The organism is Actinomyces sp. oral taxon 171 str. F0337 (assembly GCF_005696555.1).
In the GTDB taxonomy this organism is placed as follows: domain Bacteria; phylum Actinomycetota; class Actinomycetes; order Actinomycetales; family Actinomycetaceae; genus Actinomyces; species Actinomyces oris_E.
On the sequence record NZ_CP040005.1, the window covers coordinates 2945220 to 2968707 of the forward strand.

General features: G+C 66.2%; 21 protein-coding genes. 12 read left to right on the forward strand and 9 right to left on the reverse strand.

Features of this window, described 5'->3' with window-relative positions; all coding sequences use genetic code 11:
- Window positions 1-90: 90 nt before the first annotated feature.
- From FBF36_RS13715 to FBF36_RS12585, 4 genes are all read left to right on the forward strand, one after another.
- On the forward strand, window positions 91-222 hold the full coding sequence (locus FBF36_RS13715) for a hypothetical protein (RefSeq protein ID WP_263970025.1): 132 nt from the start codon (window positions 91-93) through the stop codon (window positions 220-222).
- Between the two features lie 142 nt (window positions 223-364).
- Window positions 365-640 (forward strand): hypothetical protein, encoded by a 276-nt coding sequence (locus tag FBF36_RS13605; protein WP_009393130.1) that lies wholly within the window; start codon window positions 365-367, stop codon window positions 638-640.
- Window positions 641-699: 59 nt separating this feature from the next.
- Complete coding sequence (locus FBF36_RS12580; RefSeq protein ID WP_009393129.1) at window positions 700-1323, forward strand: HNH endonuclease; 624 nt, start codon at window positions 700-702, stop codon at window positions 1321-1323.
- Window positions 1324-1391: 68 nt separating this feature from the next.
- Window positions 1392-1832 carry a hypothetical protein gene (locus tag FBF36_RS12585; protein ID WP_034490735.1) on the forward strand — a complete coding sequence of 147 codons (441 nt, stop codon included), beginning with the start codon at window positions 1392-1394 and terminating at the stop codon, window positions 1830-1832.
- Window positions 1833-2185: 353 nt separating this feature from the next.
- Here the strand turns inward: FBF36_RS12585 and FBF36_RS13610 are convergent, their stop codons facing one another.
- On the reverse strand, window positions 2186-2641 hold the full coding sequence (locus tag FBF36_RS13610; protein WP_225792517.1) for an excalibur calcium-binding domain-containing protein: 456 nt from the start codon (window positions 2639-2641) through the stop codon (window positions 2186-2188).
- On the opposite strand from FBF36_RS13610, the gene FBF36_RS12595 reads away from it, so the two are divergent.
- On the forward strand, window positions 2532-2795 hold the full coding sequence (locus FBF36_RS12595) for a hypothetical protein (RefSeq protein WP_034490731.1): 264 nt from the start codon (window positions 2532-2534) through the stop codon (window positions 2793-2795). The two genes, FBF36_RS13610 and FBF36_RS12595, sit on opposite strands and share 110 nt — an antisense overlap.
- A 533-nt stretch (window positions 2796-3328) precedes the next feature.
- The gene (locus FBF36_RS12600) at window positions 3329-3967 is read left to right on the forward strand and encodes a malonic semialdehyde reductase (RefSeq protein ID WP_009393124.1); all 639 of its coding nucleotides are present in this window, start codon (window positions 3329-3331) and stop codon (window positions 3965-3967) included.
- On the opposite strand, the gene FBF36_RS12605 is transcribed toward FBF36_RS12600, so the two are convergent.
- The 5 genes from FBF36_RS12605 to FBF36_RS12625 form a co-directional block, all read right to left on the reverse strand.
- A complete protein-coding gene (locus FBF36_RS12605; protein WP_009393123.1) occupies window positions 3962-4363 on the reverse strand; it encodes a PIN domain-containing protein in 402 nt (133 codons plus the stop codon). The two genes, FBF36_RS12600 and FBF36_RS12605, sit on opposite strands and share 6 nt — an antisense overlap.
- A complete protein-coding gene (locus FBF36_RS12610; RefSeq protein ID WP_009393122.1) occupies window positions 4360-4671 on the reverse strand; it encodes a type II toxin-antitoxin system Phd/YefM family antitoxin in 312 nt (103 codons plus the stop codon). The genes FBF36_RS12605 and FBF36_RS12610 overlap by 4 nt, the downstream gene beginning before the upstream one ends.
- Window positions 4672-4769: 98 nt before the next feature.
- Window positions 4770-5159: a hypothetical protein gene (locus FBF36_RS12615; protein ID WP_009393121.1), complete on the reverse strand. Its 390-nt coding sequence runs from the start codon at window positions 5157-5159 to the stop codon at window positions 4770-4772.
- Between the two features lie 63 nt (window positions 5160-5222).
- Window positions 5223-5933, reverse strand: a complete 711-nt coding sequence (locus FBF36_RS12620; protein ID WP_138137879.1) for an anaerobic ribonucleoside-triphosphate reductase activating protein — start codon at window positions 5931-5933, stop codon at window positions 5223-5225.
- Window positions 5934-6224: 291 nt separating this feature from the next.
- Window positions 6225-8216 (reverse strand): ribonucleoside triphosphate reductase, encoded by a 1992-nt coding sequence (locus FBF36_RS12625; RefSeq protein WP_009393769.1) that lies wholly within the window; start codon window positions 8214-8216, stop codon window positions 6225-6227.
- A gap of 503 nt (window positions 8217-8719) precedes the next feature.
- On the opposite strand from FBF36_RS12625, the gene FBF36_RS12630 reads away from it, so the two are divergent.
- A complete protein-coding gene (locus tag FBF36_RS12630; RefSeq protein WP_138137678.1) occupies window positions 8720-9433 on the forward strand; it encodes a cupin domain-containing protein in 714 nt (237 codons plus the stop codon).
- A gap of 159 nt (window positions 9434-9592) precedes the next feature.
- Here FBF36_RS12630 and FBF36_RS12635 read toward each other — a convergent pair whose 3' ends face one another.
- Both FBF36_RS12635 and FBF36_RS12640 read right to left on the reverse strand, forming a co-directional pair.
- Window positions 9593-10087 (reverse strand): DUF4411 family protein, encoded by a 495-nt coding sequence (locus FBF36_RS12635; RefSeq protein ID WP_198282988.1) that lies wholly within the window; start codon window positions 10085-10087, stop codon window positions 9593-9595.
- Window positions 10084-11244 carry an ImmA/IrrE family metallo-endopeptidase gene (locus tag FBF36_RS12640; RefSeq protein WP_034491150.1) on the reverse strand — a complete coding sequence of 387 codons (1161 nt, stop codon included), beginning with the start codon at window positions 11242-11244 and terminating at the stop codon, window positions 10084-10086. The genes FBF36_RS12635 and FBF36_RS12640 overlap by 4 nt, the downstream gene beginning before the upstream one ends.
- Before the next feature lie 244 nt (window positions 11245-11488).
- Here FBF36_RS12640 and FBF36_RS12645 point away from each other — a divergent pair, with 244 nt between their 5' ends.
- The 4 genes from FBF36_RS12645 to FBF36_RS12660 all read left to right on the forward strand — a co-directional run bounded on the left by FBF36_RS12645 (window position 11489) and on the right by FBF36_RS12660 (window position 16990).
- Window positions 11489-13081, forward strand: a complete 1593-nt coding sequence (locus FBF36_RS12645; RefSeq protein WP_138137680.1) for a serine hydrolase domain-containing protein — start codon at window positions 11489-11491, stop codon at window positions 13079-13081.
- A 146-nt stretch (window positions 13082-13227) separates the two neighbouring features.
- A complete protein-coding gene (locus FBF36_RS12650; protein ID WP_009393608.1) occupies window positions 13228-15012 on the forward strand; it encodes a M20/M25/M40 family metallo-hydrolase in 1785 nt (594 codons plus the stop codon).
- Between the two features lie 284 nt (window positions 15013-15296).
- Window positions 15297-16154 carry a DUF6318 family protein gene (locus FBF36_RS12655; RefSeq protein ID WP_225792518.1) on the forward strand — a complete coding sequence of 286 codons (858 nt, stop codon included), beginning with the start codon at window positions 15297-15299 and terminating at the stop codon, window positions 16152-16154.
- The gene (locus tag FBF36_RS12660; RefSeq protein ID WP_412784057.1) at window positions 16118-16990 is read left to right on the forward strand and encodes a zinc transporter; all 873 of its coding nucleotides are present in this window, start codon (window positions 16118-16120) and stop codon (window positions 16988-16990) included. The genes FBF36_RS12655 and FBF36_RS12660 overlap by 37 nt, the downstream gene beginning before the upstream one ends.
- Window positions 16991-17161: 171 nt before the next feature.
- Here FBF36_RS12660 and FBF36_RS12665 read toward each other — a convergent pair whose 3' ends face one another.
- Entirely contained in the window at window positions 17162-20392 is a 3231-nt protein-coding gene (locus FBF36_RS12665; RefSeq protein ID WP_034491079.1) for a DEAD/DEAH box helicase, read from the reverse strand.
- A gap of 144 nt (window positions 20393-20536) precedes the next feature.
- On the opposite strand from FBF36_RS12665, the gene FBF36_RS12670 reads away from it, so the two are divergent.
- Window positions 20537-23434 carry a DEAD/DEAH box helicase gene (locus FBF36_RS12670; RefSeq protein WP_225792385.1) on the forward strand — a complete coding sequence of 966 codons (2898 nt, stop codon included), beginning with the start codon at window positions 20537-20539 and terminating at the stop codon, window positions 23432-23434.
- Window positions 23435-23488: the final 54 nt, after the last annotated feature.

A 23488-nucleotide genomic window follows, 5' to 3' on the forward strand; every position in this document is an offset into this window, starting at 1 on the left:
AACCACGGTCAGTCCCGTGATAGCGCGTCCAAGCGGCGAGTGCGCGGTGGGACGTTGGGGACTGGCACGCAGCCAGTCTAGGAAAGCAGCTTGAGCACTTCATCGAACCACGGTCTGACGGCTCCGGGGTCTGAGACCGCGGCCCAGCACCGGCCCAGCGACCATGACACTAGTGATTCCGGCTCCGCAATGGCCATCCTCCTGGGCGACGCCGCTGACTAAAGCGGGGGGTAACAAGTAAGAATTTCTCCTATCACTTGGTAAGCAAACCCGGATCACTCAGCATCGTTCCGACACGCTATACTCTCACAGAGAGACTCTGCCACCGCGGGCAGGCGCACCCCATCTCTCACCTGCTCTTTTCATGAGGGAAGCCATTGTGGACCGGGAAATTTTTACTCCTGAAGAGGAGCGCGACGCACACTTCGCCGCCATGCAGTGGTTCGAATCACAGCAAATGAATGGCCACGAACTCTTCACCCACAAGGAACTAATGGATGGATTCTCCTGGCACGGCCACCATTTCCGTCTCACCCATCAATCCCAGGGAATCTGGAAGCCTCAAGAATTTAAGGCCGCCCTAACATTCAAGACCGCAGCTCCCACCCCCGGAAAAAAGCACCATACGCCGATCGGATAGATGACGGCGGACTGCTTCGCTACAAATTTTCAGCCACAATACAGTGGACGAACGACGCGATGAAAGTGGCTGCAGACCAAAATTACCCACTGGCCTGGCTTGTGGGGGTAAAACCGACAAAGTCAACCCTCTTTTATTACCCTCGATTCCCGGCCTACATCGTCGATATTGACATTCGCAACGCAGAGTTCATCATCGCCATCGATGAGACGACACCACCTACTTCAGATCACAGAAACTCTGGGCAGATCGAGAAGAAGTACGTTTCCAGATGGACGAAGGCACGCATCCATCAGCACGACTTCCGGGAGCACGTACTTAGCGCCTATCAGATCTCCTGCGCAGTCTGCGACCTTCCACATGCACAGCTCCTCGAAGCCTCGCACATCATCGCCGACTCCAGGGAAGCAGGAGTCCCTGAAGTCAGCAATGGTCTGGCGCTATGCAGACTCCACCACACCGCCTACGATCGCCATCTCCTCGGCATCGACGCCAACCGCCGCATCCATGTGGCAACAAGAGCAAAGCGTATCGAGACTGCGCACTTACAAACCGGTTTACTGACATTCGACGGCCGCTCCCTCACACACGTGCCAGCCTCCAAACAGATGCACCCTGATGGTGACCGCCTTGCCGAGCACTTCAAAGACTTCCTCCGGGCAGAGGAACAAACAGTCGGGTAGACCCAAAGCTTCCAGCAAGCTACACACCACTCCAGAGAATGGGCTTTCACCACTCGAAGGAGTCCATCATGATCCATCCACGAGACATCGCGACTGAAGCCGAGGCGGCGGTGCTTGAACACGCTGATCGCCTCGCCGCCATCATCGGCAAGCACTGGCACCCCACGAACGACGCCACTCGAGACGACGTCATGCTGCTTGTCGCCGACCTCTTGCGCGCACACGCCGAGACAGGGATTGAAATGCAGACCTGGAGAGCCGCACTCAATGTCGTTATGGATCATCTCGCCGCCGAGCCGGAAGGCGCCGATCTGCTCCACCGCCTCGGCCGCCCCGCCTGGTTCACCGTCATCGGCACAACTAAGGATGGTCGGCGAGAGCCTGTCGCGGTCCTGCCAGGCCGGCGACACCTGGAAGTGGCCATCGGTGCCTGGACAACACAGATTCAGGCACCGACCGCAGCAGACGCTGTCCGAGCGGTCTCACATGTGGGCCGGTCTGCGGCCTGAGACGTTCAAGCAGCTGAACATCAGCCCGTCACGCTGAATCAGTTCATTCAAGCCAAGCCACCTGATGCGACATCGGTGAAGTCTTGGTTGTTTTGGGAACGGCTCGTCTGCGCGGCACGAGGAACTTGAGTGCTCCGCAGGATCCCGTCTGCACGTAGTTGACCTCCGCTCGCACCGCGCCACCTCACCTTGCGCGATGTGAGCAAACATCACATGCCTCAAACGTGGCCCCGCCGGCCGTTCCAAATCGATGTGCTTCGTTCGCGACGTCTGAACGTTGCGAACGAAGCACATGGAGCAGGTGGATGACTCTTACGCCGACACCGTTCTAGACAGCGGGCGTCGACGGGGCCTTACTTGATCTCGCAGGCGATGCCATCCTTGTCTCGATCCAGCGCAGGCCGATAGCCAGGTTCACCTTGGTACAACGGTGCAGCACCCGCAGCCCGCGCCGCCGTGCAGTTGTCATAGTAAGTGATCTCCTGCTTCGGCTCCGGAACGGGAGCGGGAGCCGCCGCGCCACCGCCAGCCTCCGTCTTCTCCTCCGGTGTCGACTCGGGCTCCTGCGTGGCAGGTGGCGCTGGAGGCTCCGGCGTCGGGGCCTGCGTCGTTGGAATCGGCAACGGCGCAGACGTAGGACTCTGTGCCGGGGACGGGGCGGGACTCGGAGTTGGAGACGGAGAGGGAGATGGAGTCGGAGTGGGTAACGGCGACGGCGAAGCAATCACCGTCAGCGACGGCGCCGGTGAGCCCGCATCGTCAGCCACGGACGGAACCCCGCACCCGGCCAGACCGGCGCAGGCCGCCATGGCCAGAGCCGCGGACGCCGACCTCGCCACCATCCTCTGGCGCCGCGACGTCGAAGAAGAAACTGTCACCATAAAGGCGCGGGGAAATTTGAAAGAAATAGAGGGCAAAATGGGTGTGCTCACGAAAGCCTCGGGTTACGAGAATGGATGGTAAACGGCTAGCCAAGAGAATTGAAGCACTCCGAAAGCAGCGATAACTCACGCCGCCGCAAAACGCAATCGGATCGATACACAACATTCCCACCAGCAACGTGAACGAAATGACGTCACAGTCATTAACTTACTGTTCCTCAATTTTACGCCTGTGAGAATGGGGATCTGCACCCACCCAACACCCTCAGTCGAGCCCCATCCACACATCTCGAGGGGGAGGATATCCAGGCGTTGCGGGAGCACAAGCGTTTGCGCCAGGAGCGGCATTCTCATCCATCACTTCCTGCCTCATTCCCTACGGCGCTCGGCCCGGAGCCTCACCCTCCCGTCGAGAAGAACGGCTACTTCTCGAACAGCACGGCTCAGGCCCTCACAGCACACACTCTCCGCCACCGCACGGATCGCCTGCGCGACGGAGAAGCGCTGCGAGGCCACACGTCAGGAGGTCGAGGCGAGCAAGGGCGAGGGACAACAAGGCTTCTTTGCCGGGACAACTTCCGCCCCGGGGGAGACGACACGTGCTTCAATCGAAGCATGGCAGTCGTCTCCCCCGTTCCGGTTCCGGGCCCCGTGCCCGGCGAGTCCGTCCTGACCGAGTCCGACGCCTCGCTGCTGTTCAGCGGGGCACGTACCGCCTACACCTTCACCGACGAGCCGGTGACCGACGTCCAGCTGCGGGCGATCCACGAGCTGGCCAAGTGGGCGCCGACGGCGGTCAACGCCCAGCCGTTGAGAGTGGTAGCCATCCAGTCGGCGGCAGCCCGGGAACGGCTACTGCCCTGTCTTCCCAGCGGCAATCGAGAGCAGGCCGCAGGGGCGCCTCTCACCCTCGTCTGCGCGGCCGATCGGTCCTTCGCCGGGTCCCTGCCGCGGCTGCACCCGCGCGGCGAGCGCTACCAGCGGCTGCTGGAGGAGGGCGGGGCGGAGATGCGGGCACGGTGGGCGCGCACCTCAGCGCTGATTCAGACGGCCTACGTCATCCAGGCGATTCGCGCCGTCGGGCTGGCAGCCGGCCCCATGAACGGCGACGACGCCGAGGCGTTGGCAACCGAGTTCTTCGCCGGTCAGGACGTGGAGGTGCTCCTGGTCATCAACGTCGGCCACCCGGGGCCGGACGCCTACCAGGAGCGCAACCCGCGCCTGCCCTTCGAGGAGGTCTACCGGGTGCTATGAGCCCAGCGGGTCGGTGACGCCCACTCCTCGGGACCGGGCGGCGTCGGCCAGGCGGGCGTCATGAGTCAGAACTGTGACAGGGTGACGAGGATCGTCCAGCAGCGTCGCAGTCGCCAAGTGAATGGCGCCAAGAGAGTTGAACTCACCGGTCAGGGCACTGGCGCGCTCAATGACGTCCGGGCCGATCTCAATGAGCTCCACCCCCACGATGAACTCATCGACCACGCAGACATCGAAGTGATCGCGATGCGCCGCCCGCGCCATCTCCACCTGGAGCAGACAGGAGGACACCAGCCCCTCTGTCGCGCGGGCATCCAAGATGAGCCGCGCAGCCTCATCGGCTCCGGACTGGCCGAGGAGGGAGAGCAGCGCCACCGAGGTATCGAGGTAGATCACCTGTCCTCCTCGCGATCACCGAGGAGGAACTGCTCCAGGTCGAAACCCTCGGGCGCCTCCCACCGCCTGGCGGGCAGCGCCCAGTCGCCTGCCGCCGGACGGACCTTGCCCTCACGGACCATCCGCTCGTACCAGGACTCGTCATCACGGATCGGGACGATCCGGGCGATCGGGCGGCCACGGTCGGTGACCGTCACAGGCACACCACTGGACTCGACCTCACGGTAGACCCGCCCGGCCTGCTGATTGACCTCCCGCAGTCCAACAGTCCTGCTCCCCGGAGAAACCGGCACATCCGCTGCACTCATGACACGAGAATACGAAAAATGTTCTACATGTACTACGTTGTGGCTGCGGGCGTGGATCCGGATCGAAGGATCGACGCGCAGCGTCGGGCCCCTCTCCCCTACGGCCGGAAGATCGAGCTGTCCTCGCTGACGTAGGCGACCGCGAGCCGCTGCGTCCAGGCCATCTGGCCGACGATCTTGACGAGCGCGTTCGCGTCCGACCAGCCGACACTGATGTAGATGTAGTCGGCGCCAATGGTGTAGTCGGCGACCGGCAGCCCCTTGTCCTCCCGCTCTTCAAGCTCCTCGTCACTCAGCGCGTCGGGGCCGTTGAACGGAGGGAAGGTGCGGATGAGGTCGCGGTAGAAGGCCCTGATCGCCGGGGTGGAGCCTTCGATGGTGCTGAAGTCGTACGGCTCGTCCCACTGGGAGACCACCTGCTTCCACCACCGGGGAAAGTCCTCGTCGGTCGCGGAGTCCGGTTCAAAGATCAGGATGTCATAGCTCATAACTTCGAGGCTAGAAGCGCGCCCCGCCACCAACCATGGACACCGCTCCCCACGGCGGCCGCCCTACGCCGGGCGGTAGGTGAAATGGTCCCAGCCCAGGGCCTCGATGCGCTCGGCCATGCGCTCGCACATCCCGTCCCAGCCGGGCACCACGACGTCGAACTCGCCGCTCGTCCCCTCGGAGCGGGCCTGCTGGAGGGCGTAGACCCGAGCCCCCGCCGCGTGCACCCGCCGAGCGACCTCGACGGCGTCGTCGGCCGTCACGTCCCCGGGCACCACGGTGGTGCGAACCTCGAAGTCCGGCCCACCGCGGCCGGCCGTCTCGACAAGCACCTCCAGGCTCTCCCAGGCCCTCGCGGCCGCGCCCTCCCGGCCGACCACCTGCCCGTAGTGCTCGGGCAGGGCCTTGATGTCCAGGCCCACCCAGTCGACGAGCCCGGCCCCGACCATGTCGCGCAGCCGCCGCGGGTAGGGCCCGGCCGTGTGCAGCCCCACCTGGAAGCCCATGTCGATGACCTCGCGGGCGGCGTCGGCCAGGGCGTCCTGGCGCAGCGCCTCGCCTCCGGTGAGGACGACGCCGTCGAGCAGCCCGCGCCGGCGGCGCAGCAGGGTGCGCACCTCCTCCCACGCCACCCGGCCGGGAGTGCGGGCGGGGATGAGGTCCCGGTTGTGGCAGTAGAAGCAGTTCCAGGGGCAGCCCTGCAGGAAGACGGTCGCGGTCAGGTGGTCGGGCCAGTCGACCGTGCTCATGGGGACGAGCCCGGCGATCACCAGGTCGTCGGCGGGCCGGTGGTGGGGGCAGGTATCGGCCCGGCGCTCGGCGCTGCCCTGCTGTCCGGCGGCGCCCCGGCCCGCACCACCCTCAGCGGCCCGGACCGGCTGGGCGGCGTACGGACCGGTCGGCGGACGGGTCTGCGGTGAGGTCACTGCATCCTCCTTTCGGGACGTCGTCGGGGCTGCCGGGACTGCTGGGCCGACCCGAGGGGCGGCGTCGTTGCGATACCGAGCCCGCTGGGCGCCGTCGCCGGATCATCCGACGGCGCCCAGCGGCCCCGGCGGGTCCTCTCAGGCGCTGACCGCGCTCAGGCGCGAGACGGCCGGGCCGTGGCCGCCGGCGGCGACCTCGGTGAACATCCGCCGCTCGGCGTACTCGCCCTTCTTTCCGATATTGAAGGAGCGCACCGGGCGGAAGTAACCCATGACGCGCGTCCACACCTCGCACTCGACCGGCTCGGCCTCCGGGTGGAGCTCGGCGCACTTGTCGCAGGTGAGGTGCTCGCCCACGAGGTAGCCGTGGACGGGGCAGATGGAGAAGGTCGGCGTGATGGTGATGTAGGGCGCGCGGAATGCGGTCAGGGAACGGCGCACGAACTCCTTGCAGGCCGCGGCCGAGGAGATGCGCTCGTTCATGTACAGGTGCAGGACGGTGCCTCCGGTGTACTTGGTCTGGAGCTCCTCCTGCATCTCCTGGGCCTCGAAGGGGTCATCGGTGTAGCCCACGGGGATCTGGGAGGAGTTCGTGTAGTAGGGGTTGGTCTCCGTACCGGCCTGGAGGATGCCGGGGTAGCGCTTGCGGTCCTCCTTGGCGAAGCGGTAGGTAGTGCCCTCGGCCGGCGTGGCCTCGAGGTTGTAGAGGTGGCCGGTGGCCTCCTGGAACTCGACCATCTTGTCCCGCACGTGGTCCAGGAGGCGCACGCACATGGCGTAGCCGCGCGGGTCGGTCAGGTCGTAGGCGTCGTGGGTGAAGTTGCGGACCATCTCGTTCATGCCGTTGACGCCCAGGGTGGAGAAGTGGTTGTCCAGGCTGCCGAGGTACCGCTTGGTGAAGGGGAACAGGCCGGCGTCGATGTGGTGCTGGATGACGGTGCGCTTGAGCTCCAGGGTGTCTCGGCCAATCTCGAGCAGCTCGTCGAGCCGGGCGATCAGGGCGGCCTCGTCGTCGGCGTAGAGGTGGCCGAGCCGGGCCATGTTGATGGTGACGACGCCGACCGACCCGGTCTGCTCGGCCGAGCCGAACAGGCCGTTGCCGCGTTTGAGCAGCTCGCGCAGGTCGAGCTGGAGGCGACAGCACATGGAGCGGATCATTCCGGGGTCGAGCTCGGAGTTGATGAAGTTCTGGAAGTAGGGCAGGCCGTACTTCGCGGTCATGGTGAACAGGAGCTCGGTGTTGGGGGCGTCCCAGTCGAAGTCGCGGGTGATGTTGTAGGTGGGGATGGGGAAGGTGAAGACGCGCCCCTCGGCGTCGCCCTCGGTCATGACCTCCATGAAGGCGCGGTTGATGAGGTCCATCTCCGCCTGGAGGTCGCCGTAGGCGAAGTCGCAGACCTCGTCGCCGATGAGGGGGTGCTCGTCAGCGAGGTCCGCGGGGCAGGTCCAGTCGAAGGTGAGGTTGGTGAAGGGCGTCTGGGTGCCCCAGCGCGAGGGGACGTTGAGGTTGAAGATGAGCTCCTGCATGCACTGCTTGACCTGGGCGTAGGTCATGTCGTCCAGGCGGACGAAGGGCGCCATGTAGGTGTCGAAGGAGGAGAAGGCCTGGGCGCCGGCCCACTCATTCTGGAGAGTGCCCAGGAAGTTGACGATCTGTCCGACGGCCGAGGAGAAGTGCTTGGCGGGGCCGGCGGCGATGGCGCCGGGGACGCCGTTGAAGCCCTGCTGGAGGAGGTCCTTGAGGGACCAGCCGGCGCAGTAGCCGGCGAACATGTCCAGGTCGTGGATGTGGAGGTCCGCGTTGCGGTGGGCCTGGCCGGCGGCGGCCGGGTAGACCTGGCTGAGCCAGTAGTTGGCGACGACCTTGCCGGAGGTGTTAAGCATCATCCCGCCCAGCGAGTAGCCCTGGTTGGCGTTGGCGTTGACGCGCCAGTCGGAGCGGTCCAGGTACTCGGTGATGGTGGCGATGGCGTCCACGGTGGGGCGCTCGCCGCGGGCCACGGCCGAGTCGGTCGAGCCGCGGGCCACGAGACTCGGATCGGAGGCGGGGACGGCAACCGGAGTCGAGGCCGGGCCGTCGACGGGGCTCGGGGTGGCAGTGTCGGTGGGGGCGGGGTGGTTCTCGAGCACGGGTCTCTCCGATGGTCCTTCTCGTTCCTGTTCGCGGCCCTGTCGAGCGTGGATGGGGCCGGTTCTTCCCGGCGCCGCCAGCGACTGCGCACTACCTGCTGAGAGCGGGTCGGTCGGCGGCGCCGGTGCCGACCCTACGCCCGCATGCACTGCAGGAGCCGCATTGAGCCACATCATCTTGTATCTTGATTGTATCTAGACCACAACATATTGCGATAGAGGTAGGGACTTTTGTCTCGATAGGCAACACCTTCTCGCGCGATCCTGCGGATGCCGTCGAAGCTGGACCGCGAGCCGGCAGGACCGCCCGGAGAGCACATATGAGGTCCAGATCACTCCTGCCCGGCGTGTTGGGACGACGCCATTCACGACGGCACGTCAGATCCTCGCCGCCTTTACGATGGTTTCCATGGACGCCACCGCGAGCCGCCACGTGAACGGAGAGCTCTACTACGAGCACCGGCGAAGCGCGCGGCCTCCAGGCTCGCCAGTACGTCTACGGGATCGGCTCCTACCACTACAACTGGCACCCGACCCTGGAAATCCTCGTCGTCGTCACCGGCGGGATGGAGGTGTGCGCGGACGGCCGGGTGGAGCGCTGCGAGCCCGGCGACGTCATGGTCATCAACTCTAATGACGGGCACGCCACCCTTGCCACGCAGCCACACACAACCGTGCTACTGCTGCATATCGGCGCCGGATACCTGGCCGGCTTCACGCAGGACGGCTCCGTCCCCCGTTTCAGCTGCCGCTCCGCCGGGAGCACTCGCGACCAGCCCGGCTTCGCGCGACTGCGTACGCTGCTGGCACGAATGATGCTCGCCAGCGACCACCCCGGACCCGGAGGTAAGGCCGCCTGGGAGGCCGGGCTGCTGAGCGTTGTCGCCACCCTCTTCGACCACTTCCCACCAGAGCCCTCCCGGGAGCCGGCCACCGACCTGCCCACCGCCATCGAGAGCCACCAGGCCCTGCGCCGCGCAGTGGCCTACGTGGACCAAAGCTTCCGCGAGCGCATCACGCTCGAACTGCTCGCCCAGCACTCGGGCTTCAGCCCAGCCCCCTCAGCACGTGGGCGTGACCTTCTCCAAGTACCTCACTCGCGCGCGGCCGCGCCAGGCGGATTTGGTCTTCCACCAAAGCCACATCTCGCGCACGGACGCCGGGGGCACACGGAATCTGCACCACTGGATGAGGCTGCCCTTTGGAGCCGCCCATGAATGAAGCCCCGCGAGACCGGGGCACGCCAGGTCCACCCACCTCCATGGAAGAGACCGTCGAACCGCCCCACGCTCTGTCATAGCGCCCGAGAAGAGCTCACCACCCAGCCCCAATAGCGAGCACAGCCTTCCGGCATCACCTACGCCCCACGGAGACGGCTAGTAGAAGCGGAGACCAAGTCTCCGATAGACATTGAAGGGATCACAATAAGTGACCCCCATAGCGTCACACGCATCTGGGATGAGTACTCGCCTTCTTGAGTTGGGGGAAGGTAACTCAAAGGTCACCACAGCAGCCCCGGCACTGTGCGCCTGAGCCACAAGATAGTAGTCGGCCACTCCCAGAAACTCGGCTCCAGCAGAGTCCCAGTACGGCCGATCCGGATGCATTGCCCAGTCGGCAAGCCGAGTCATCGACGCCATCGCATTTGCACCCGGTTGAAGCCAGAAGGTACTTGGCAGTTCCGATGACCACTTCTTGAGATAGCCGCTATCACCATCATTAATTTCATCTTTAACACGAGACACCGAAGCAATGTATCCGATTCGATTCTGCTCGGTCAACCACTCCCAAAACGTGGGCGCCACGTCTGGATGATAATATAGCCGAGAGGCGTTGATGAAGACGTTTGAGTCCAACAGAAACAACATCATCCCACCACTCCGAGGCGGTCGGCATACCGATCAAACACCGCCACCTTCTTGAAAGACATCAGACGCAACGCCTCGGTCATAGAGGTAGCACCACGAAGAGTGTCTCGAATAATAGCTCGACTCAGCGTTCTCCCCACCCGAAACGACTGATTGCCATAGAAGTCCCCACCCTTGCCGTGCGACACTCGCCCCTCAAACTCCAGCAACCGTTTGACTTCATCGCCATAGATCTTCTGAAAGTCTCTACGATCCAGAAGCATCAAGTCACGCAGTTTGATCAGGACAACGAGAGTGGAGCATTTGTAGCGACCGGACAATCGATCCAACTCTTGAGTCAAGTCGATCTCGGAATCGAACTGAACGCGAAGGTCATATGCTGGCACTGCAACCTCAGCTGCCACCGCGTCACACCACCGTTCAACACGGTTATGGCGATCTTGCGGCAATACCCCACCAGCGCTGACACCAAACTCTCCACGCCATACGTGCGCGAACTCATGAAGAAGAGAGAACACTTGCCCCCGCTTAGTGTCCCGAGCATTGACAAATACGAGCGGCGCGACAGGGGACTGCAGCGTGAATCCACGAAACTCATCGAGATCTAGCATGCGGTGACTATTATTCTCAACCATGGAATTGATGACCACCAGGCCGCCGAGATCCTCGAAGGAGTTGATGAGGTGATTCCTCACTTCATCGAAGGTTCGCATTTGTTTGCGAGATTCGACCTCATAACCCAGAGACTGGCGAATATCTGCTGCGGCGACTTCGACAGAAGCGCGCCGAGCAGAACCAACAAACGTTAGCGGCTCATCGTCGCCAAGCTCAGCCAGATAGTCTTCATACCACTTTTGACGACGCTGATTGATATAAATCGTCTCGAGAAGATCGTCCGTCGGCACCCCAGTTTCGCCTCGACCGTCCCTAAAATCGGGAATCGGCAGCTCCTCACGAGGAGGCTCAGACAAGAACAGGTACCCAACAGGGACATGGGTGAATTGAGCGACAGCCTCGACCTCAGCGAACCGTGGTTGCCGTTCCTCGGACAACCACTGATCCCAGTTCGTGAACTTAGCTCGCATGTCGTCATCCCCGCGACCACTGCGGCGCTGCGCCCATTCGAGAACAGGAGGCCTCACGGCGACGGTCGTGGCCATGGCACCCCTCCTCATTCTCCGACTAGTCACCATGGTAAGGCTCCTCGTCAAGCCAACAAGGAGCCGATTCGAGCCCCCGCTCTGGCGCATCCGTCAGCCTGTGGCCTCCACGCCCCACACTGTCACCGATCTCCCAATACATGACACCTGCTCAACGGCCGACATTCTTTTGTCGGGTTGGCCCGACATCGAGCGACCAGGTGGCTGGATCGTGTGGGCGATCACGCTCCGACAGCCTGGTCCCATGAGCACCGATACCTCTCCCCTCCACCGTTCCCACCCTCCATCGCAGCAGGTCAGACCCACAGCCTCCATCCGGCCACGCGGTCTCCTGCCCCGCTGGGCCTGCGCGGTCCTGGCGGCCTGCCTGGCCCTGGCGGTCCTCGCCGTCGGGCCGCACGCGCCGAAGGCCGACACCTCCTCCATCACAGGAGACAAGGACCTGGCCAAGCAGGTCATCAGCCTTCTGCCCGATGACTACCGGGCCCGAGGCATCCATGTCTCCGTCATCACCACCGAGGGCGCCCGCCACGCCGGCATCGGCACCGCCGCCTCCGGCCAGCAGTACACGTCCACCACACCCATGGAGATCGGCTCGATCACCAAGACCTTCGACGGCCAGCTCCTGGCCGACGCCATCGCGCGCGGCGAGGTCAAGGCGAGCGACCCGTTGTCCACACACCTTCCCGAGCTCGCCGGCACCCCGGCCGGCGAGGCCACCCTGGAGGAGCTCGCCTCGCATCGCTCCGGCATCCCGGGTGTCCCCTCGCAGGACCTGAGCCGGTTCGTGCTGCGAGGCGACATTCTGGGACTCAACCCCTTCACCGACAACACCGACCAGCTCATCGAGAAGACCCGCACCACCGAGATGGGCAAGCGCGGCGAGTTCGCCTACTCCAACCTGGGCATCTCGCTGCTGGGCGAGGCGCTCAGGCGCGCCGCCGGGGCCGAGTCCTGGAAGTCCTATGCCTCGGAACGGCTCTTCACACCCCTGGGCATGGAGCACACGACCCTCACCGCCGGCCAGTCGGAAATTCCCGACGGCGCCATCCACGGGGTCCAGGCCAATGGGCGCCGCGGCCAGTCGCTCAGCGGCCCGGGCTCCAACCCGGCCGGCGCCGGGGTGTGGAGCACCCCGGAGGACATGACCCGCTACGCCCAGGCGGTCCTGACCGGCACCGTCCCCGGCGGGGCTGCTCCTCAGGAGGCGCGGTGGCCCGCGGAAGTCTTGGCCGGCTTCCAGCTGCCGGGCGAGAAGGTCGGCTACACCTGGTACACCGACGTCGTCGACGGGCACACGATCATCGGCCACGGCGGAACCACGATGGAGTACATGACGCACCTGGCCATCGACAAGGAGTCGGGCAAGGCCGTCATGGTCTACACCGACCAGAACACGGACGGTACCGCCGCCGCGCTCGCCGCGGCGCTCCTAACCGACGGGCAGAAGGCCTCGTCGGCGCGCCTACCGGTGCCGACCGAGATGCTGCTTCAGGGCATGATCCTCGGCATCTTCACCATCCTGGCGCTGGTCATGGGCCTGTACACGGCCGCCCGCGCGGCGAGCGCCCCCAGCCGCATGGCGGTGGTCTGCCGCGTGTCCGCGCTCCTCGCCTGCTTGGCGGCGGCCGCGGCCTCGGGGCCCTGGGCGCACGTGCCCACCTGGATCCCGGCGGCGGCGTCGCTGCCCGGCCTGTACGGGATCGTCCGGGGCATCACGCTGTGGCCGGATCTGCCCACCCTGCCGCGTCGCCGGGCCTGGCTCGGCTGGACGCAGGTGGCGCTGACTGTCGCCTTCGTCGCCGTCTGCCTGGTCGTCGCCTGGCCCAAGGCCTGAGCCGCCCACATCTGGCGTCACCTTCGCTCCCCCACGCCGCGCCCCGGGGTCCTGGCCCCGCCGACGTCGAGCGGAAGGCGTGAAGGCGACGCCGGCACTCCTCCCACCCCAACCGACCACCAATTCACGTCCTGAAAGCTGACACCATGACTGATCGCCGTTTCCCCGCGCCCGGTCTCGCCCGGCGCCTGCTGGCCCCGATCGCCGCCCTGCTGGGTCTGGTGGCGGGCCTGAGCGTCCTCATCCTGCCCTCCCCCGCACCAACCACCGCCGACCCGACCGAGTTCTCCGCCGAGCGCGCCATGACCTCCATCAACCGCCTCGCCGACGAGCCCCACAGTGTCCTGCGCCGCGAGGCGCACGACCGGGCGCGCGACGACGTCATCGGCATGTTCACCGACCTCGGCTACACCCCCACCGTGCACTCCGACCCGATGTTCGATCTCAGCGACCCGGCGGACAAGAGGATCTTCGACGGCTTGTCCGCCGAGCAGCAGGCGACGCTTAAGGACGCGCCGACTGACACGATCGTCGTCGACGTGCCGGGGAAGTCCGAGCGCACCATGGCGCTCATGGCCCACTACGACTCGGCCACGGTCGAGGCGGACGAGAACGGCCATCAGCAGATCACCGACGGCACCTCTCTCGGTGCAGCCGACGACGGCTACGGCGTGGCCGCCATCGTCGAGACACTCCGGGCCCTCAAGGCCGAGGGGCGCCAGCCGGAGAACTCGCTGAAGATCGTCATCACCGACGCCGAGGAGATCGGCCTCATCGGCGCCCGCAACGAGATGCGCCACCACCGCGCCGACTACGAGAACGTCGACCTGGTCCTCAACCTCGAGGCGCGCGGCACGAGCGGTCCGGCGCTCATGTTCGAGACCTCCCCGAACAACAGCGCCGTCGCCGGCTACTTCCTCAGCCACGTGGAGCAGCCCGCGACCGGCTCGCTCTTACCCTCGCTGTACGCGCGCATGCCTAACACCACCGACATGGCGGCGCTCATCCCCGAGGGCTTCACGGTGCTCAACATCGCGGCGATCGGGGAGGCCGAGCACTACCACCACGCCACCGACGCCCCGCGCTACGTCGACCACTCGACCCTCCAGCACTACGGCGACCAGGTCCTCGGCCTCACGCGGGCCTGGGCCTTCGACGGGCAGGCCCCCACGCTGACGGCCGACGGCGACCTCCACTTCTTCCAGCTGTGGCGGGGGATGACAGTGCACTACCCGGCGGCGGTCGGGACGGGGCTGGGGTGCCTGGCCATCATCGCGGCGATCGGCGCCGTCGCGGTGCGGGCACGGTCCCTGCGCTGGAAGCGGGTCCTGGGGAGCGTCTGGGGTCTGACGTGGCGGGCCGCGTTCGCCTCCGCCGTGGCGGGGCTGGTGCAGCTGGGCGCCATGGCGATGAAGTGGGCGCCGGAGAGCGGGCTCGGACCGAACCCCCTGCTGGTGGGGATGTTCGCCGGCGGGACCCTCATCGGGGTTGGGCTCACAGTGCACTTCGTGGTGCGGCGCTGGAAGGAGGGGCTCGGGCAGGAGGCCGTCGCCGCGGTGCTGCTCCTGCTGGCGGCCGTCTGCGTGCCACTCATGGTGCTGGTGTCCGGCGCCGCCTACGTCCTGGTCCTCCCCACGCTCGCGCTGGCGCTGACCACGCTGGCACCGAGGCGGGTGCGGCCGGTGGTCGGGGCCCTGGCGGCCTTCGTCATCGTGGCGATCCTTGCCCCCGCGGTCCTGCTCATCCACGAGATGCTCAGCCTCAGCGCGGTGTGGGTGACCGTGTTCTTCGCGATCGTGCCGGTGGCGCCGCTGGCGCTCGTGCTCCTGCAGGCCGGTTCCCGGCGCACCCAGCGCACTACGGCGCGGACCAGCAGCAGTTCTGACGCCACTCTCGACGGCGCTGGAGGTCCGGCCACCGCGACGGCGTAGGACGGCGTGACGGCGTAAGCGGGCGCAGCCGCGAGCACGGGATGCCTCGAGGCCTCAGGACCGCTCACCAGGAGTGGCCCCGAGGCCCCGGCCTGTGGAGGAGGTGGACCGGAGCAGGCAGTGACGGGGGCTGGTGCACGAGCGTCAGGGGTTTTCCACAGGGTGGCTTCAAGGTCTGGTGGTGGGGGCGTGTGAGCGGGTAATGTCAATGCACCGCTCGGACGGGCAGTGTCGCCCGGCCTGGCGGTGTGAGGAGTTGTTTCGGTGGCGAGGAGGCTTCCGTGATGAGTGCGTCCCTACGACCTGCTGCGCCCGCGGGGGCGAGGCAGCCTGCAACCGACCCCGGCCAGGCGGCGCTGGAGCAGCGCCCCGTAACGCAAGGCCGTCACGCCCACCTGGAACCCAACGGCTCCAGTGAGCGCGTGGAGCGGATTGCGCTGTCGGGGTGTTGGGAGTGGCCTGGTTCTCGTCCTGGGCGTCGCAGGGGTGTGGCTGGGCTGGTGGCGGTGTGCGTGCTGGCGCTGGGGGTGGCGGCCTGCTCGGTGAAGGACACCAAGGCCGAGGCCAGCGCCAGCGCGAGTGCCAGCGCGTCGGCTGCTGTGGCCCGGGCTGAGAAGGGCATCGCCGACGCCAACGCCTCAGCGACCGCCTCCCGAGAAGCCGCCCTGACCCCCGAGCTGCGCGCCAAGCGCGACGCCGCCCTGGCCGAACCCGCACCCACCAAGCCCAAGCAGATGAACGAGGACACCCCCGAAGGCGCAGCCGCCAGCGTCGGCTACTTCCTCGACCTCTACCGCTACGCCTTCATGACCGGCAACACCACCGAGCTCGCCGCCATGAGCGAAGACCGCTGCAAATTCTGCCAGTCAACCATCGACGATGCCAATGACATCCACAGCAAAGGAGGCTGGGCAGACAAGTGGGATCAGGAAATTGTCGACATAACTTTCTACGAGAAGCTCGAAGGTTATGACTACAACAGAATCAAGGTCATCGTCAACTACGGAAAAATGACTTCATACTACGGAGACGGCCAAAATCCGAGTACCTCCGAACCTTCTGAGGGAAAAGTCGTGAACATCGCGGCCCGCTATAGCGAAAACCGATGGCTAATCGGCAACGTGGAGGTGGAAGACAAGTGAATACAAGGCGGCGAGTTACTACAGTCGCTGTTGCGTCGATTTTATTTCTTTTCATCTCCTCTGCGAGGGCAGCCCAGGACACTGCGCCTCCACCACAGACAGAAATCGACTCTAGAAATGTGGGAAATGGAAGTGAATTCTACGGTGAGGTGACTGAAACAATTCCTCAGGAGGGGTCTCCAGATTCTGGTGAGCCTCCGTCTCAGGAGCATCCGGCCGTGACGGCCTCGGACCCGTCAATGTGGGATCAGCAGCCCCACCACGAGTGCTCAGCCAAGAACAACGGCAATGAGTCGCCAGACTACGCGTGCCGCCTGCTGGCGCCCAACCGCCCCACCCAGCCCGCCGAGCCCACCGGCGGCAGCACCCCCCGCACGATCACGATCACCACCCGCCAGGCCGCCACCCTCATCGCCTCCGGCTCAGGCATCACCCGCCAGCCCCCAGGACCACAGGTCGTCATCTCCAAGGCCTTCATCGTCTACACCGACCCCACCCCCCGACACCAGACCACCACCATCCTGAACACCCCCATCGAGGTGGAGTTCACCCCCGTCTCCTACACCTGGACCTGGGGAGACGGCACCACCACAACCACCACCGACCCCGGCCACCCCTACCCCAACCAGACCGTCACCCACCACTACCAGCACACCGCCACCGGCGTCACCACCACATTGACCACCACCTGGACCACCCGCTACCGCCCCCAAGGCGAGAGCCAGTGGCGCACCATCGACGGCACCATCACCACCACCGAGACCTCCACCCCCTACGACCTCGTCCGCATCATCACCTACCTCACCGACGACGCCGAACAAGCCCAAGGCCACTAAACCCCCACGCACCCCACTACACACGCGGCCGGAGGGCAAGACTGTCCACATTCGCACCCCTGCTCCACGCACAAGATACGAACGCACAAGTCAGGGTGCAGGCGATCGGAGAACGGCATCTCACCGAACCTCGAATGACGCCCTGAACCTTCCAGTCCTAACGACGCACCTTCATTCAGTCGCCTTACCCTCAGCCTGCAGAGGCTCTGAGGCGAGTACAGAGGCGAGGTCCGCGAAGTACGGATACTGCGCCCACGCAGCGCGGTCACCGATGACGTAAAGACGGCGCTTCGCTCGGCTTGCAGCGACATTGACAAGGTTGACGGTCGACGAGGCCCAGGCCTTTGCTCCAGGAGCACCCGGATCGCCGCCCAGAACGAGGAAGACCACATCCGCCTCCCGGCCCTGGGCGGTATGGATTGTGCCGCCGCGCAACCCGGGATATCTCCCCCTGAGGGACCCCAGCGCGTTGGCCACCACCCGGAACGGCGAAATGGCGATGATCTGCGACATGGCGACGCCTTGATCCTGGAGCTGCTCAATCTGATTGCGCAGCTCCTCGATCTGGTTGTCTTGAAGATGCGTACCAGGGGTTCTCGCAGGAACGTCGATCCACTGGCTCGGTAAAATCTTCTGCTCATGAGGCCCGTCAAAGAGATCGGGGTGCTCGGGATCATCCAGGCGACGCTGGACACCGCTCACCATCATGCTCCCGTAGGCGATCTCATTGCACAGTCTGAACATCGGATCGTCGCATCGGCGATGCACTGTCAGTGGTGCGCTCACCCACATGGGCTTCTCTCCGTGATACAGAGTGGTCCCATAGCGTGAAACGCGGTCAGCGAGAGTCTGGACCGAGGCGAGCGGCGGAATCCAAACCGGTGAGACACCGAACGCAGCAGCGATGTCGTACTGGGCTTTGCGCGGCATCGTCACTACCGGCTGCAACTGCAACGGGTCACCAACGGCAACAACCCGCCGGGAGCGCCAGATCCCTCCGACGGCGTACTGCGGGCAGGCCTGTCCGGCCTCGTCAATGAGCAGCCATCCGAGAGAATCGGCACCAAGACCGGCGAACATGCGCCCAAAGGAGGCGAAGGTGGTCGAAACCATCGGCACAACCAGGAAGAAGGTCTGCCACGCTGCACGTATCTTTTCCGGCTCCAGGTTACGCGGGTAGGCACCGGCAACCACCTCAATGGCCGCACGTAACCCCTTCACCATGTCCCCAGCCGCATTGGCCAGAAAATCCTCATGCAGGCGCAGCGCTGCCAGGAACAGGTCGGACCGAGCTGCATCGAGCTCGGCGTCGAGCCACGGGGCATACTTCTCGCGGTCTTCTCTGCCCCGCTCCTCCTCCGGGTACCCACGCCCGTAGCGCTCGCGGTCCTCAGCGACTTGCCGGTGTAGATCAGCTACTTCCTGTGAGAGGTGCTTACGTCGATTCTCGACGCTTACCAGCTCGCCAGAGATGTACCGCGCTCGCTCGTCGAGGGACTGTGCATGCTGACGCACCTGCTGCAAGTTCTGCTCCGCTGTCCGCAGCTGCTCCTCGAGTGGCTCCAACCGTTCCCTCCACTCGCGAACAGCTCGCCCCATGGTGAAGAACGTCTCGAGCACCCCGGGCCTGGCCTCCACGTGCCGGTTCCGTATGCTGCTGGCCTCGGAGTACTCCGCCTGTGCACGCTCGACGACATTCGCATACCTCTGCCTGTCATCCGCAGCCTCGGTGGCCTCCATCGTGAGGCGCTGAGCCTGCGCAGCGAGCTCCGGTTCCTCCCTAAGGGCATCCTTGAGACGTTCTCTTCGACACTGAGCCGCCTCCCGCTGAGCGAGGAGCTCGTCGACACGCCGCTCGGCCCGACGGAAGTCCTCTCGCGCCTGAGGCCAGCTCTTATATGGCATCTTTCCGTCACGCCACTGATTCAGACGCGTCTGCATGCGCGGAGCCGTTCCCGGAATGGGTTTTTTGTCCCGCCCCGTGACGTCAAACCAGAAGGCCGAGCGAAAGGCCCCCCGATTTCGCTTGTTGCCCAGTCGGGCCGCTACCAGCCCCCAGGCCCTGTGCTCCTTGCCACCCACATCTGAATCCATCAGAGTCGCGGAGGCGATGTCAGCAAAATAGTCGGCGTCTTCCCGCCATTTGCCATCGATTGCACCAAGAGAGGGAATCTCAACACTGATGTTCTCAACGGCGGCGTTGTTCGCTGAAGCGACGACCATCTCGAATCCGGTGAGTTTCGATTGAAGCTGACGAACCTCACGTCGATAGCCATCACCTGACTGCCAGCAGTGCGTGGTCGCGGTGAAGGCGTCGTCAGGGCTTTCCAATTCGGCGAGGCGCTGCGCACGTTTGACGACATTACCGGCGAGGATGTCGCGCAACATCGTCGTCTTTCCGGTGCCAGGAGGCCCGTTGACCCCCATCAGACCACCCGCATCAGCCAGATCTTCCAAGGCCTGGTTGACGGCGAATTGCTGACGCAGTGCCAGGCTGTGTTCAGGGTTGGAAGGCCAGCGACCTTTCGGCAGCCTGTCGACTCGGACTCCTGCGTCGGCAACGGCGTTGTCCCGGATAACGTCCGCCCGCTGCCCCGCAGGAAGATCAGCGTCGGCGGTCAGGTACTCAGACAATGCCTGCGGGCATTCCCCATTGGACAGCCCTCTCGTGACGGTTGCGAGATCGTCAAGGAAGAAGCTGTTGAGAAAGTCGATGTCCGCGCCCGTATCGTCGGCACGACGGCTGGAGACGGCAACTGACGAGATGATGATGCGTTCACTGGCCAGTTTAGGGACTCCGGCGACCCTAGAGACCTTGTGGGCGATACGCAACAGCTCGTGCAGCGAGTCCGCATCCTGAGGAGGAGGTTTTTCCGCATCAGCCGCCTCACGTCGGTCTCCCTCGAAGGAATCCACCTCTTTCGTGAACTCTTCTGCAGCCTGGGAGAATCCACCACCCCAGTGCGGACTTGGCACTTCACGGGTGCTCCGGATCCGGGCAACGGCCCACAACGCCGAGGAAAGGGTTGCAGAGTCCACCATGAGCGCACCACGTTCGTCGAGCATGACCGCCGCGCAGGCGCTGAGTCCAGCCGTACGTTCATCGTAGGCATCCCGATCCTCTGCGAAGACATCGTGCAGGTCCTGATAGATGTCCTCGAGGTCGTACACACCGAGGTAGACGGTGTGCTGCCATTTCATAGGCGTTCCGTTCACCGGCGCTGGTGGACGCAACGCTTCCCACGGCAAGGGCAACTGAGGCTGCCAGTCGATAACCTGGCGGTCCTTCGGACGCGTCGATGGCTTGGTCAGCTCAGGCACCTTTTGTGGACTGAACAGCTCCAGCATCCACCAGTACTGCAGGGTCTGTTGACGAGTCTCAGAGGAAGCATTCAATCCCATGGAAGGATTCTGCCAGGTCGAGGCGGTTCGTGCGGATGATTTACACGGGATACTTCTAGCAAAGAGGGATCGCCTTGCTCGGCCCCGGACACCGCCGGAGGCCAGTCAGACGCCGGCGCCCACCAGTGGTGCACACTGTGCCCCATGGCAGACGGGACCGCACGCGACCTCAGCGGGCTTCTGGAGTCCATCGGCGGGCGCGACGGCAGGCTCGTCCACCTCCAGCGCACCCCGGCCCGCCCTGGCCGCCACGCCGACTGGCCCGAGTGGGCGGACCCCGACCTCGTGGCCGCCTACCGCCGCATCGGCGTCGAGCACCCCTGGACGCACCAGGTCGCCGCCGCGAGCTCCGCCCACGCCGGCCACCACACGGTCCTGGCCACCGGCACCGGCTCGGGCAAATCGCTGGCCGCCTGGCTGCCGGCACTCTCCGACGTCCTAGCGGCCCAGTCCCCCGGCGCCGACTCGCGCATCTCCGCCCACGGCCGGCGCCCCACCACCCTCTACCTCTCCCCCACCAAGGCGCTCGCCGCCGACCAGGCCGCCGCCCTGGCCCGGCTCATCGGCGAGCTCGAGGCCGTTCAGCGCGAGGCCGGCACTCCCACGGGCTCCCTGCGCACGGTGCGCGCCGGCACCTGCGACGGCGACACTCCCCTGCCCGAGCGCGACTGGGTGCGCGCCCACGCCGACATCGTCCTGACCAACCCCGACTTCCTTCACTTCTCGCTGCTGCCGGGCCACGAGCGCTGGAGCCGTCTCCTGCGGGGACTGAGCTACATCGTCATCGACGAGTGCCACGCCTACCGCGGGATCCTGGGGGCGCACGTCGCCCTCGTGCTGCGTCGCCTCCTGCGGCTCGTGTCACGCCTGCGCCCGCACGGCCCGCAGCCGGTCGTCCTGTGCGCCTCGGCGACGGCCGCCGAGCCCGCCCTCACCGCGGCCCGCCTCATCGGCGCCGAGCCCGACGACGTCGTGGCCGTCACCGACGACGCCGCACCCGCCGGGGAGCGCACCCTGGCCCTGTGGCAGCCCGCCCTGCGCGACCCCTGGGTGCTACCGGCCCCCGGCGAGGGCAGTCCGGCGCCCGAGGACTCCCCAAGCCCCGACGTATCCCGGCCCACACGCGCCGCCGACAGCGACAGCGACAGCCTCCCAGCCCCCAGCGCCACGTTGACCCCACAGCACGTGTCGGGAACAGATGCCCCACCGAAGGCCAGCACCGACGCCATCGCCTCCGCCGCCCATGGCCGGCCTCCGGTCACGAGTGGCGTCACCCCACCCGGCAGCGCCGAACCGGACTCGGGCGATCCTGGTGAGGATCCCTCGGAGCGGCGCAGCGCCGTCGTCGAGGCCGCCGAGCTGCTCGTGGACCTGCTGAGCGTGGGCGCCCGGGCGCTGGTGTTCGTGCGCTCGCGTCGTTCGGCGGAGGTCGTGGCCGAGCGGGCCCGCCACACGCTGGGGCTCTCGCTGCCCGAGCTCGTCGGCACAGTGTCGGCCTACCGCGGCGGCTACCTGCCCGAGGAGCGCCGGGCCCTGGAGGCCGACCTGCGTTCGGGCCGGCTGCGGGCCCTGGCCACCACCAACGCCCTGGAGCTGGGCATCGACGTCACCGGGCTGGACGCGGTCCTCATCGCCGGCTGGCCGGGCACGCGCGTCTCGCTGGGGCAGCAGGCGGGCCGGGCCGGACGCGCCGGTGGCCGCGGCCTCGCCGTCCTCATCGCCTCCGACAACCCGCTGGACGCCTACCTGGTGCACCACCCCGAGGCGGTCTTCGCCGCCCCGGAGGCCACGGTCTTCGACCCGGCCAACCCCTACGTGCTCGCGCCCCACCTGTGCGCCGCCGCCTCCGAGGCGCCCTTGCGGGCCTCGGACCTGGCCCTGTTCGGCCTGGCCGACGACGCCCTGCTGCGCGAGCTGGAGGGGCGGGGCGCGCTGCGGCGTCGGCCCACGGGCTGGTTCTGGAACGTCAACCTGCCCGGGCGGCCCCAGGACCTGACCTCCCTGCGCGGCGACGGCCCGCCCGAGGTGCCGGTGGTGGAGGCCGACACGGGCGTCGTCATCGGCACGGTCGACGGCGCGGCCGCCGACTCCACCGTCCACGAGGGCGCGGTCTACGTCCATCAGGGGCGCGTCTACGTGGTCGAGGAGCTGGCCGACGACGTCGCCCTCGTGCGGCAGAAGGCGGCGGTCGGCTACCGCACGCGGGCCCGGTCGCGCTCGAGCGTGCGCATCATCGCCGAGCGCGAGCAGCAGGTCTGGGGCCGGCCGGTTCAGACGGTTCCGGACGACTGCCATGAGCCGTCGGCGCGCGAGCCCGCAGAGCAGGCCGGCTCCGGCGCCGGTCCTGATCCGGCCGGTGACGGACAGGCCGAATCAGCCCCCGGCAACGGGCACGAGCCCCCGGGCACGGCGGCGATCACCTGGTCCTTCGGTTCGGTGGAGGTCACCAGTCAGGTGACCGGCTACCAGCGGATGGCGCTGCCGGGAGGGGAGGTCGTCTCCCAGCACGCTTTGGAGATGGACGAGCACGTGCTGCCCACCGCCGCCGTGTGGTGGACAATCCCGCAGGAGGTCTGTGAGGCGGCGGGCCTGGAGCCCGCCGACCTGACCGGGGCCCTGCACGCGGCCGAGCACGCGAGCATCGGAATGCTGCCGCTGCTGGCCACCTGCGACCGCTGGGACATCGGCGGGCTGTCAACGGCGATGCACCCGCAGACGGGGGCGCCCACGGTCTTCGTCCATGACGGGCACGCCGGCGGGGCGGGCTTCGCCGAGCGCGGCTACCGGGCCGGGCGCGAGTGGCTGGAGGCGACGTTGGCCGTCATCGAGGGCTGCGGCTGTGCGAGCGGCTGCCCCTCGTGCGTGCAGTCGCCCAAGTGCGGCAACAACAACGAGCCCCTGGACAAGGCCGGTGCCGCGGTCCTGCTGCGGCTCCTGCTCGAGGCGGCGCCGACGGCGTCCCCCGAGCCCTCCGGCGTCGAGGCCGGCACCGGGGCCGCCGGCGAGCCGAACGCCGTCGACGCGGCGGGCTTCGGCGGCTGAGGATCGCCGCACCGGGCACTGGCCCTCACGTTACGTGAGGCTGATATGTTCCCG